Origin of the sequence: Leuconostoc gelidum subsp. gelidum KCTC 3527, assembly GCF_000166715.1 — a bacterium.
In the GTDB taxonomy this organism is placed as follows: domain Bacteria; phylum Bacillota; class Bacilli; order Lactobacillales; family Lactobacillaceae; genus Leuconostoc; species Leuconostoc gelidum.
The window spans coordinates 1-11,136 of the sequence record NZ_AEMI01000005.1; the positions used below are offsets into that span (position 1 = coordinate 1).

Consider the following 11,136-nt stretch of genomic DNA (forward strand, 5'->3'; position numbering starts at 1 on the left):
CAGGTGCTGGTGTTGATGCAGCAGGTGCTGGTGTTGATGCAGCAGGTGCTGGTGTTGATGCAGCAGGTGCTGGTGTTGATGCAGCAGGTGCTGGTGTTGATGCAGCAGGTGCTGGTGTTGATGCAGCAGGTGCTGGTGTTGCATTAGCTGCAAAATTTAGCACTTGACCAACTGAAATATAATTAATATTTTGGATACTGTTTGCATTTGCCAAGTCGGCAACTGATACACCATTGTTAGCAGCAATGCGATATAATGTATCGCCAGCCTTAACAGCATATGTACCTGCTGCTGACTTCTTTGAAGTCGTAGCCTCTTGTGATGGTGCTTTAGTTGATACTTGCGTGTTTAATTGTTGTCCAATAAAAATTAAATTAGTATTTTTAATTCCATTTTTTTGAGCCAATTCAGCAACTGTTGTACCATGCTCGGCAGCAAGTTTAGTTAGCGTATCTCCAGCTTTAACATTAATTGTGTCAGCCGATACAGAGGTAACGCCGGCAACGGCAAGAGCGCCGGCAGCAACAGCAGATTTGATAATAGTTGATGACTTCATAGTAGGTATGTTCTCCTTAAAAGTTAATGGCTTCTTAGTTAGTTTTTAAAATTTAGTGTCCTGTGAGTTTACCTCAACAGTGATAAGTATATCAAAATAGAGTAACATAAATGTTTTATAATTTTTTCACTTTGTTATCAAAGTATTATTTGTATTACAAAAAAGTATTTTAGCACGCTTTGTTACTAAATAACTTCAAAATCATTTCATTTATATTTCAAAAAACACTGCCAGCAAATTCTGGATACCAATTATCATTTAATACTTGCACTTTAACCACTGCATCTTTTTCAGTCACTGAAATAAAATGGCCCCCACCAATATAAATACCAACACTATAAGGATAACCCAATTTTCCCCAAAACAATAAATCTCCCGGACGTGCATTTTCTATTTTTTTAAAATCAGGTACTTCTTGTACAAGATCATTAAGCGTTGGAGACCACTGACTATTTTTAGCATTTGTTCCTATTTTAGATGTGTTCATAACGAACGCAACAAACGCACCTGAAGAATGATAAGATTTCCCCAACTGCGTTAGTGCGACGTCAAGCCATTTGCCTGCCATAGAACGTTCTTATTAAAATTGACCAGCGTCTGATTCGCCGACAATAATGCCACCAACGATACCAAAACCTACAGACGATGCGCGTGCGTTAGCAACCCACATACGGTGACCTGGTTGACCATTTGGTGTACTCATGTTTGTTTCATTAAACCAAGCATCAATAACAGAACCACTTGAGAAACCGTTAGCGACTACCTCACCATTAGTTGAAAAATGATTCGTTGGAATACCACCATTAGCCGCGGCATTGTCAGCACGTGATTGTGCACGGGCTGACAAACCGGCATCTAATGTTACAGGTGCCAAACCTAACGATGCTCGTTTTGCATTCAAAGAGTTTACCAATGTTTGAGCATCTGATGAAGCAACTGTGGTTGTTTGCGTTGCAGTATTTGTTGACACTTGGGTTACTTGTTCTGTAGCAACTGGCGCAGTTACTGTACTAGCAGCAGGTGCTTGATCTTGACCGCCATTGGCTTGATATGCAGCATATTCTGCTGCTGTCATATAGTTATCTTTGTTAGTATCTGCCGCTGCAATATACTTAACATTTTGAGAAACTGCTGGCGTTTGTACTTGTGGTGTTTGTGCTACAGTAGTATTACCACCATTAGCTTTATAAGTATTGTATTCAGCTACTGACATGAAATTATCTTTATTCGTATCAGCATCAGCAATGTATGACAATTGTTCAGTAGTTGTTTCTGGTGTAGTAGCTTGTTGTTCTGTTGCAGTAACTGTTGGTACAGTATTTTGAGATACTGCTTGTTTTAATGCTAATACTTGGCCTGCTAGTAAAAAATCGTGATTTGACAAATCATTTACGCTAGACAAGGTTTCAATATTAATACCAGTTTGTTGTGCCACCTTTGATAGCGTGTCACCAGTTTGAACAGTATATGTCGTGCCATCTGCAGAAACTGCTGAAGATGCTGGTGTAGATACTGTCAACTGTTGACCTGCTATAATCAAATTTTGGTCAGTAATATTATTTGCTTTTGCTAGATCTTCTGTTGATGTATTATTTGCGTGAGCAATACCACTCAAAGTATCACCCGTTTGCACTTCAACCGTATCAGCAGATGCAACGGCATGTCCACCAACTAAGGTAGCAACACCTGCAGCTGTTGCTAATAATGTCTTCTTTAAATTACTTCTCATTGATATAAGCTCCAAATGTTTAAATTTTATTATGATTATTAATTTTTAGACCTGTTGTTATACAAATCTTAATAACATTCTCTAGTATATCTACCTTGTATAACATCAACGTTGTTTCAATTTGTCAATTTTATAACAATGTTTCATTTATATTACGTAGACAGAAATGCACGCTATTCATCTATCTCATTGGAAATTTAACGTGCGCTTATTATTTTTTATCAATAAAAAAAGGTAGAATCCATCAAAAAAAATGACTGATTCTACCTTTTTCTAAAACTTATGTTTTGTTAATGCATTTAACTTATTCTTTAAAATTCAAACAGTATGCTACCGTAAGTAAATCCTGCACCAAAACCTGTCAATAGTACTCTTTTGCCTTTTAGATTAACTGATTGTCTGAGTTCGTCAAAACCAATAGCTATGCCAGCAGAAGAAGTATTACCGTTACGGATGATGTTTGTTGAAAATTTATCGATTGGCTCATTTAATGCGTTTGCAATATATTCAATCAGCCTGAGATTGGCTTGATGTGGTATAAAATAATCTACGTCACTGGGTTTTAAAGATTTATTTTCTAAAAAACTGTAAATGTGCTGTGGAATTAACTCTGTCACTTCATTAAAAACGTCGCGTCCAATTTGCGAAAAAGCATCTATCTTAGGATAATTATCTGGTGACAACTGCGTTAAAGGTGCAATACGACCCGAATGCACAACATCTGCATTCCCAATTGTGTGCATCTCTTCTCCAGCAACTATACCATCACCATGAGCATCTGCCGTCATTACTACAGCACCTGCCCCATCACCAAAAAAAACGGTGCTTGTACGGTCTGAGAAATCCATCATCTTTGAATTAACCTCAGCAGCGATTACAAGTGCATTTTTGTAAGTCCCTGAACGAATAAATTTATCTGCTGTACTCAAACCAAATACAAAACCGGCGCAAGCAGTCACAATATCATAAGCCCAGGCATTTTTTGCTGCTAAATTACGCTGAACTAGTGCTGCAGTCGATGGTGCTAATCCATCGGGTGTAAATGTTGTTACAATAATGAGATCGATGTCTTCTGATTTCATATGAGCTTGCGATAATGCTAATTTAGCAGCTTGCGTTGCTAAGTCACTCGTATTTTCACCCTGTAATGATATATGTCTTGTTTTAATACCTGTATGTGATTGTATCCATGCATCATTGGTATCTATTATTTGTGCCAAATCATCATTGGTCACTATATCACTTGGTACATAATGCGCGCTCGCCAGTATTTTACTTCCGGGCATATATTCCCCCTCTAACCGTGTTAACTGACGCTCATGTATAGCACATTTGAAATAATGGTCGATACATGTTAATCCTATTTTGTCTTGTGTTTTTTAATCCTACGACATAATATTATTGTAGCTGATTCTAGACATTACGCAAGTTGTTTGATGTATCTTGCCAAAGCAACGTTTGCGCCACAGTATCAATATCATGCCACATGAACGTATCATACACACTCATTGCAAACAAATCATTACTTTCAAACTCTGCATATAATACTTTTCCGATTGGCAGTATACCTAATAAGTCACGCCAAAGATCAAGTAATACCGACACATCATCTCCAAATGTCCAGCCAAGTTTAAAGTCATTCTCATTTTCAAAAATTAAAACGACCGCGACAATATGTTGATGTGACAATCTTACAATACTATGTTTTAAATCAAAATGGCGATTACCAAATAGCCAATCTTGATAGTTTATATTCTTGGAAGCCGGATTGGTACGATGAATGCGTTCATAATGATCGCGCAACAGCATTAATAACTCTTGCTTCAAATCTGGCTCTAATTCATCAACCGTAACAACTGGTTCACCGACATAATCTCGTATATTCAACTTAGCAAAATGAGTCGTATATATCAGGTTAAATCCTCTATCTTCTAAAAAGCCCAGAGAAACACGATCAAATACTTGTGCGACAAGGCCCTTATGTTTTGCCTGAGCTTGCACTTGTAATGCCCAGATTGTGTCCACATCCATATCTGGCACTTGCGTTAAATTAAAATTATTTGGATGGTTTTCATTAATATTATAAAATTCAGTCATCATAATTTAAATACCGACTCAAAAATGAGATTAACTTATTTTCCCTAGATCTCTAAGTGTTTACTTTGCTTTTTTGAGCGCGTTTAATCGGTCTTCTGTTGCAACTAGCTTTGCTTGCCAGTCAGCAAGCTTTTGTTTTTCGGAAAGAACCACAGCTTCTGGTGCCGAGTTCACAAACTTATCATTTCCTAACTTGCTTTCCGCACGCTTCACCTCAGCAGCAAACTTTTTAGTCTCTCCTGTTAAGCGATCAATTTCAGCATCGATATCAATTAACTCGGCCAAAGGCACATAAATCTCTGCACCAGAAATAACTTGTGACATTGCCAACGCTGGTACGTCAATTTCTGCCGAGATTTGCAATAATTTTGGATGTGCAAAACGATTAATATAATCTACATTTGATTTAAAGATATCGATCAACTTATCATCGGTTGTTTTAACTAATAAATCAATTTCTGTTGACATTGGCGCATGTGCTTCCGAACGGATATTGCGTACGGCCACAATTAAATCTTGTAGTGATTTAAATGCCATTTCAGCTGCTTCATTGGCTAATTCAGCATGTACCACTGGATATTTTGTAACAGAAAAATCAGCATTTTTCCCAGCCTGATCAGGCATTTCTTGCCAAATTGATTCTGTAACAAACGGCATAATTGGTTGTAGCAGACGCAATGTTTGATCCAAGACATACGCTAATGTTTGTTGTACAGGTGCTTTATCAGCATCTCCATTCAAGGTTTCTTTGGTCATTTCAATGTACCAATCAGCAAAATCAGACCAAATAAAGTTATACAATTCACGACCAGCTTCACCAAATTCAAATCTATCAAAATTACGTGTAACATCTTCGACTGTTGTATTTAATCGTGACAAAATCCATTTATCGCTTAATGATAGTTTGTCTAAATCAGGCAATGTTGATGGCGTTGTCTCATCCAAATTCATAATAACATAACGTGATGCATTCCAAATTTTGTTAATGAAATTCCAAGCAGCATCCATTTTATCATATGTAAAACGCACATCTTGGCCTGGGGTTGAGCCAGTTGCTAAGAACCAACGTAAAGCATCTGCACCATATTTTTCGATAACGTCCATTGGATCCACACCATTACCCAATGACTTAGACATTTTACGTCCCTCACCATCGCGAATCAAACCATGGATTAATACATTTTTAAATGGTCTTTGTCCTGTGAATTCTTTACCTTGAAACATCATGCGTGCTACCCAGAAGAATATAATATCGTATCCTGTTACTAATGTGTTTGTTGGATAGTATCTGGCAAAGTCACCCTCTTTATTCTCCGGCCAACCCATTGTTGAAAAAGGCCATAATGCTGACGAAAACCAAGTATCTAACACATCAGGATCTCGTTGCCAACCCTCACCCTCTGGTTCATCCGTCCCAACGTATATTTCTTCTTGATCCGTACCCTTATTCTTGTACCAAGCGGGAATTTGATGTCCCCACCATAACTGTCGAGAAATAACCCAATCACGGATATTCTCCATCCAGCGTGTAAACGTATCTTCAAATCTGGCAGGTACAAATTCAACTTTTTCATCAGCATTTTTCTGCATATCCAGTGCCTGTTTGGCCAATGGTGCCATTTTTACGAACCATTGTGTTGACAGACGTGATTCGACAGGAACGCCAGTACGTTCTGAATGACCAACTGAATGCACAATTGGGTCAACCTTTAGCATATGATTGCCAGACTCAAGGTCATCGACAATCGCCTGACGCGCCTCGAAACGTTCTAAACCATCATATTTACCAGCCTTATCATTCAAGTGTCCATCATCAGTCATTGTGTTAATCCGTTCCAAGTTATGGCGATTACCCACTTGAAAATCGTTAGGATCATGTGCTGGCGTAATTTTCACCATACCTGTACCAAAGTCTTTTTCAACATACTCATCTGCGATAATCGGGATTTCACGACCTACAAGTGGTACCATGACTGTTTTACCAATCAAATCTTTATAGCGTTCATCACTTGGATGCACAGCAACTGCAACATCACCAAACATTGTTTCTGGACGAGTCGTTGCAATTTCAATATAATTCTTGCCATCAATTGTCGTCCCATCTGTAAATGGATACTTGACATGATAGAATGCACCTTCATCATCTTGATAAATAACTTCAATATCCGATAAAGCTGTTCTTGCTTGTGGATCCCAATTGATGATGTATTCTCCACGATAAATCAGACCTTTTTTGTATAAATCAATAAACACTTTATTAACTGCCTTATTCAAGCCATCATCTAATGTAAAACGTTCGCGATCAAAATCAAGAGATAAGCCCATTTTTCCCCATTGTTTTTTGATCGTTGCGGCATATTCGTTCTTCCAATCCCAAACCTGTTCAACAAATTTTTCACGCCCTAAATCGTAACGAGAGATACCTTCTGCACGTAATCGTTGTTCAACCTTAGCTTGTGTTGCAATTCCTGCATGATCCATGCCAGGCAACCAAAGTACATCCATGCCTTGCATCTTTTTCTGACGAATAATCATGTCTTGCAAAGTTGTATCCCAAGCATGGCCTAAATGTAATTTACCAGTAACATTGGGTGGTGGAATAACGATTGCATATGACTCTGGCTCATTGCTTTGAATAGCCTGATTTGATTCTGGGGCAAATAATTTCTTTTCTTGCCATTTATCATAGCGTCCTAATTCCACAGCAGTTGGATCATACTTTGTTGACATATCAATTTCACGCATATTTTCTCCTTTTTTATGGTTACACTGAAAAATCGTCCTAAAAATTAAATTAGGACGATTTTCACCGTGGTACCACCTGTATTGTTGCTGACACATCAATATCAACAACCACTTTACTTATTTATATTTTAACACTTAGCAACCTTGGGCATTAACATCACTGAATTTCCAGCAGCATCAGTTCTCTATAGATGTATTTGCTTAATCCTCTAAGATAGTGCTAATATTACTAGAAAATAACCCATTCGTCAAGACTTTATTTCATGCGTTTAAAATAATTATCAGGATAGAAGACAAAATTTACCCAAGAAAATTTACCAGATAAATAAATAACAAAAATGCTAATACCCCAAGAAATTACCAATGTACTAATGACTAACAAAGTATATGGCGGCAGACCTATTTTTAAAATTAATGTGCGAACAATTGAAGCAATTGGTGCATGAACAAGATAAATAATTAGAGAATAGCGACCGTAATTTATAAAATATCTTGTGATGACACCATTTTTAACACGTGAAAACAAATATAAAAATATTGGTATGCTTGTGATTTTTGAAATGATATTTTCAAGTGACATCATATCAGTATTAAACCAATCACCACCTTGACTAACTTGCCAAAAAACACTACAGAAAAACAATACACTACAGGCTGATATCATATATTTATTTTCCAGAATTTGCGGTTTTTCTTTTAAGATATAACCGATATAAAAACTTCCTACCCACATAAATAAACTTTTAACCGGATAAAGAAGATTTGAAAATTGCATCACACTATATAGTAACAAGCCTGCATACAATATCATTTGCCAATGAGATGGTATATGAATAAGATGCATGATTTCCACAAACACATAAACCAAAAATAAAACATATAAATACCATAGATAACCAACCGGCATAACATAAATCTGTAATAAATCATGCCATGAGTTGAGACTATGTACACCCGGACTAATATGCTGAAGTACAACATATATAATAGAAAAGATAATATAAGGCATTCCTAACCTGAATAATTTATTTCTTGTTTTTTTAAAAAATTCTTGGCCATTTTGTACCGGGTTGTATACATATCCTGACAAAGCAAAAAAAATAGGCATAACAATTGTAAATAATAAGCCCATCGTTATCTCCGAAAAAGTATCATACTGATGATACATTTCAGTTTTATAGATACCCTCAACAACATGTACTATGACGACTAAAAACACTGTGATGCCTTTCGCAAAATCTAGCCACATGATTCTTTTTTTCGCCACATTTATCTCCTAATTATAGCCACAGAAAAAATTGATTACAAATCATTAGACAACCAATTTTTTCACTTCAAACCCACACTAATTCTCAGTGCGTGTTCAACCTGTTGCATTTCAGAAGATGAAGCATTAATATGAGCTATTTTATCGCGTAATCGTCGTTTATCTATTGTACGAACCTGTTCTGCTAAAATAACAGAATCACGCTTCATTCCGCCCATATGTGCTGGTAATAAAACATGCGTTGGTAATTTTGGTTTTGATATTTGTGATGTTATAGCAGTAACGATGGTCGTTGGTGAATTTGCATTTCCAACATCATTTTGAATAATTAATACTGGTCGAACACCAGCTTGTTCTGAACCAATTCCTTGTTTCAGATCTGCATAAAACACATCACCTCGCATCACTGCTTGATATTCTTCTTTCATAAATTCCCACTTATTATGTACGCGCCTTAGCGCTTTTAATTGTATATTCTTGGTAGTCTTGAACTAAACGTCGTCGATATTTCATGCGGAATTGTTTTAGCATATTCTGCAAATTCTTCGATAGTTATTTCTTCATCACCATCTTGGCCAATCAATGTGACCTCCGTATTAACAGGGTATTTTTTATCTAACGATATAACAATTTGATCCATTGTTACACGTCCAATGACATGTTCCACATGACCAGCAACTAACACCCTCATACCAGTCATTCGTCTTAAGTATCCATCTGCATAGCCAATCGGTAATGTTGCCACCCATTGCGGTTTTTGTGCTGTATATGTGGCACCATAACTAACAGATTCTCCAACCTGTAATTCATGAACAAATCCTATGCGTGATTTAAGTGAAAGGACACTTTTTAATTTAATTGGCATGTCACGTTCAGGGGCGCCCGGATTAAATCCATACAGCACCGAACCGACACGTATCGTATGAATATTAATTTCTTTTTTATGCCATAATGCAGATCCAGAATTTGCTAAGTGCCAATACTTATCTGGTATATTTGCTCCATGTACCCATTCATAAAAATTTTCAACCTGATGATCGTAATAGTTTTGATTATTATCATCCGCAGTAGCAAAATGTGTAAATACACCAACAAGTTTTAATTTATCTGACGACTGAATAAATTCATACATTTCTTTGACTTGTGATTGAGAATGTGCACCCATACGCCCCATACCAGTATCAATCGCTAATTGTACCTCTAACACTTTACCATCAGGTATTAATTGGACTGCTTGTTGCAACCAGCTTAAGTCCCCCACTGCCGGGGATAGATGGTATGCTACCATGATATCTACAAAGGAAACATCTTGCACACCTAGCAGTAATATCTGAAAATCATCAAATGTCACTTCTTGACGTATTATGGCTGCCTCAGCAACTGTTGCAACTGCAAAATCACGGACACCAATCTCATACAAAGCTTTTACTGTCGCGACAGCACCAAATCCATACGCATTCGCTTTGACAACTGCAATCAATCGTTTTGCACCAGTATATTGCATGATTATTCGCGCGTTTTCCTGAATAGCCTCTGGATCAACTGTAATCCAAGATGGTCTTGTTCGTAAAATATCAACTTTTTTATTCATCATAAAACCCCATGTTTAGGAAAAATTTTTAAACTTATTCGTTCCCACATCGTTAAACGTTCAATAATTACGACAGTATTAACTCTGTCTCCACTATGTGTAATTGCTACATGTGTCTTGTACAAAAAATTTTTTACGCGCATAATTGGTCGGCCATTAGACGCATTCAAAATTTCTATATCATGCCAATGTACCTTTTCACCAATACCATATCCTGTTGCCTTCGAAAAAGCTTCTTTGGCAGAAAAACGGCCAGCAATAAATTCATTGTAATGTTTACCCTTACGTTTAGCTGCTTGACTACGTTCTGTTTCGGTCAAAATGGTTGCAACAAAATTATTTTGTCTTTCAACAATCACTGCTACACGACTGATAGATTCTGTATCGTTTCCTATTCCAATTATCATGTCTCTATTGTATCAAAATGTGTCGATTTCACCAAGTTGTTGTTATTTTGACAATTCACGCCATTTGTTAATGCATCACTCAAATTTAAATATACACCCTTCACCATTAAAAAACACAGTAAAGCTGTAAACCTACTATTCTGTTTATTCATTTTCTTACCTCCTAATTAGTTAATAAGAAAATTGTAATATGTAAGCATATTTAAAACAATGAAAATAGCCTAACGTGTCATATTTTTGGCATAATTGGTAAATACTAATTAAATTGCGTTAGAAAAATAAAAAGGTTGTAGTATCATTTAGATACCACAACCTTTTTATGCCGTCGGTGGGAGTCGAACCCACACGGTGTTGCCACCACTGGATTTTGAGTCCAGCGCGTCTGCCAATTCCGCCACAACGGCAAATACAAAGCCTTAAGCTTATAGGGCGGTAGAAGGGGATCGAACCCTCGTATGCTGGATCCACAAACCAGTGTGTTAACCACTTCACCACTACCGCCATGGCAGGGATAGAGGGAATCGAACCCCCATCAACGGTTTTGGAGACCGCTATTCTACCGTTTAACTATATCCCTACAATCATAAAAATCAGCTAAAGCTGATATAACATGGTAAGGAATCGCACCCCACAATAACACTGGCCTGTTCATGCTTATTAATTAGTACTTAGCGGTCGCAGCGGGGCTCGAACCCGCGATCTCCTGCGTGACAGGCAGGCGTCCTAACCAACTGGACCATGCGA

Annotated in this window: 10 protein-coding genes and 4 tRNA genes; all 14 read right to left on the reverse strand. The window is 37.3% G+C overall.

Translation table 11 applies throughout. The features are described 5' to 3' along the window. Positions 1 to 556, reverse strand: a 556-nt coding sequence (locus tag EUI_RS0101805; RefSeq protein WP_010015662.1) for a LysM peptidoglycan-binding domain-containing protein, incomplete at its 3' end; no start/stop codon positions are given. Positions 557 to 773: 217 nt separating this feature from the next. Then, positions 774 to 1,124 carry an NlpC/P60 family protein gene (locus tag EUI_RS0101810; protein WP_010015663.1) on the reverse strand — a complete coding sequence of 117 codons (351 nt, stop codon included), beginning with the start codon at positions 1,122 to 1,124 and terminating at the stop codon, positions 774 to 776. Positions 1,125 to 1,136: 12 nt separating this feature from the next. Next, on the reverse strand, positions 1,137 to 2,285 hold the full coding sequence (locus EUI_RS0101815; protein ID WP_010015664.1) for a CAP domain-containing protein: 1,149 nt from the start codon (positions 2,283 to 2,285) through the stop codon (positions 1,137 to 1,139). A 311-nt stretch (positions 2,286 to 2,596) separates the two neighbouring features. Further along, positions 2,597 to 3,571, reverse strand: coding sequence for a beta-ketoacyl-ACP synthase III (locus EUI_RS0101820; RefSeq protein WP_010015665.1), 975 nt, complete (start codon positions 3,569 to 3,571; stop codon positions 2,597 to 2,599). Between the two features lie 127 nt (positions 3,572 to 3,698). Continuing rightward, the gene (locus tag EUI_RS0101825; RefSeq protein WP_010015667.1) at positions 3,699 to 4,385 is read right to left on the reverse strand and encodes a hypothetical protein; all 687 of its coding nucleotides are present in this window, start codon (positions 4,383 to 4,385) and stop codon (positions 3,699 to 3,701) included. Positions 4,386 to 4,442: 57 nt separating this feature from the next. Next, positions 4,443 to 7,127 (reverse strand): valine--tRNA ligase, encoded by a 2,685-nt coding sequence (locus EUI_RS0101830; RefSeq protein WP_010015668.1) that lies wholly within the window; start codon positions 7,125 to 7,127, stop codon positions 4,443 to 4,445. Between the two features lie 256 nt (positions 7,128 to 7,383). Beyond that, on the reverse strand, positions 7,384 to 8,376 hold the full coding sequence (locus EUI_RS0101835) for an acyltransferase family protein (RefSeq protein WP_224156876.1): 993 nt from the start codon (positions 8,374 to 8,376) through the stop codon (positions 7,384 to 7,386). Between the two features lie 80 nt (positions 8,377 to 8,456). After that, the gene (locus EUI_RS0101840; protein WP_010015670.1) at positions 8,457 to 8,822 is read right to left on the reverse strand and encodes a type II toxin-antitoxin system PemK/MazF family toxin; all 366 of its coding nucleotides are present in this window, start codon (positions 8,820 to 8,822) and stop codon (positions 8,457 to 8,459) included. A gap of 35 nt (positions 8,823 to 8,857) precedes the next feature. After that, on the reverse strand, positions 8,858 to 9,985 hold the full coding sequence (alr, locus tag EUI_RS0101845) for an alanine racemase (protein ID WP_010015672.1): 1,128 nt from the start codon (positions 9,983 to 9,985) through the stop codon (positions 8,858 to 8,860). Next, positions 9,985 to 10,392, reverse strand: a complete 408-nt coding sequence (acpS, locus tag EUI_RS0101850) for a holo-ACP synthase (RefSeq protein ID WP_010015673.1) — start codon at positions 10,390 to 10,392, stop codon at positions 9,985 to 9,987. Before acpS ends, alr begins: the two co-directional genes overlap by 1 nt. A gap of 320 nt (positions 10,393 to 10,712) precedes the next feature. Beyond that, positions 10,713 to 10,796: transfer RNA gene (locus EUI_RS0101860), tRNA-Leu, on the reverse strand. Positions 10,797 to 10,820: 24 nt separating this feature from the next. After that, positions 10,821 to 10,893 (reverse strand) — tRNA-His (locus tag EUI_RS0101865). Between the two features lie 2 nt (positions 10,894 to 10,895). Continuing rightward, positions 10,896 to 10,969: transfer RNA gene (locus tag EUI_RS0101870), tRNA-Trp, on the reverse strand. Positions 10,970 to 11,064: 95 nt separating this feature from the next. Next, positions 11,065 to 11,136 (reverse strand) — tRNA-Asp (locus EUI_RS0101875).

What these genes read in the sequence shown, in the direction of transcription:
- EUI_RS0101810 (WP_010015663.1), bottom strand. Translation starts at nt 1,124, where the DNA reads ATGGCAGGCAAATGGCTTGACGTCGCACTAACGCAGTTGGGGAAATCT.
- EUI_RS0101815 (WP_010015664.1), bottom strand. Translation starts at nt 2,285, where the DNA reads ATGAGAAGTAATTTAAAGAAGACATTATTAGCAACAGCTGCAGGTGTT.
- EUI_RS0101820 (WP_010015665.1), bottom strand. Translation starts at nt 3,571, where the DNA reads ATGCCCGGAAGTAAAATACTGGCGAGCGCGCATTATGTACCAAGTGAT.
- EUI_RS0101825 (WP_010015667.1), bottom strand. Translation starts at nt 4,385, where the DNA reads ATGATGACTGAATTTTATAATATTAATGAAAACCATCCAAATAATTTT.
- EUI_RS0101830 (WP_010015668.1), bottom strand. Translation starts at nt 7,127, where the DNA reads ATGCGTGAAATTGATATGTCAACAAAGTATGATCCAACTGCTGTGGAA.
- EUI_RS0101835 (WP_224156876.1), bottom strand. Translation starts at nt 8,376, where the DNA reads ATGTGGCTAGATTTTGCGAAAGGCATCACAGTGTTTTTAGTCGTCATA.
- EUI_RS0101840 (WP_010015670.1), bottom strand. Translation starts at nt 8,822, where the DNA reads ATGAAAGAAGAATATCAAGCAGTGATGCGAGGTGATGTGTTTTATGCA.
- alr (WP_010015672.1), bottom strand. Translation starts at nt 9,985, where the DNA reads ATGAATAAAAAAGTTGATATTTTACGAACAAGACCATCTTGGATTACA.
- acpS (WP_010015673.1), bottom strand. Translation starts at nt 10,392, where the DNA reads ATGATAATTGGAATAGGAAACGATACAGAATCTATCAGTCGTGTAGCA.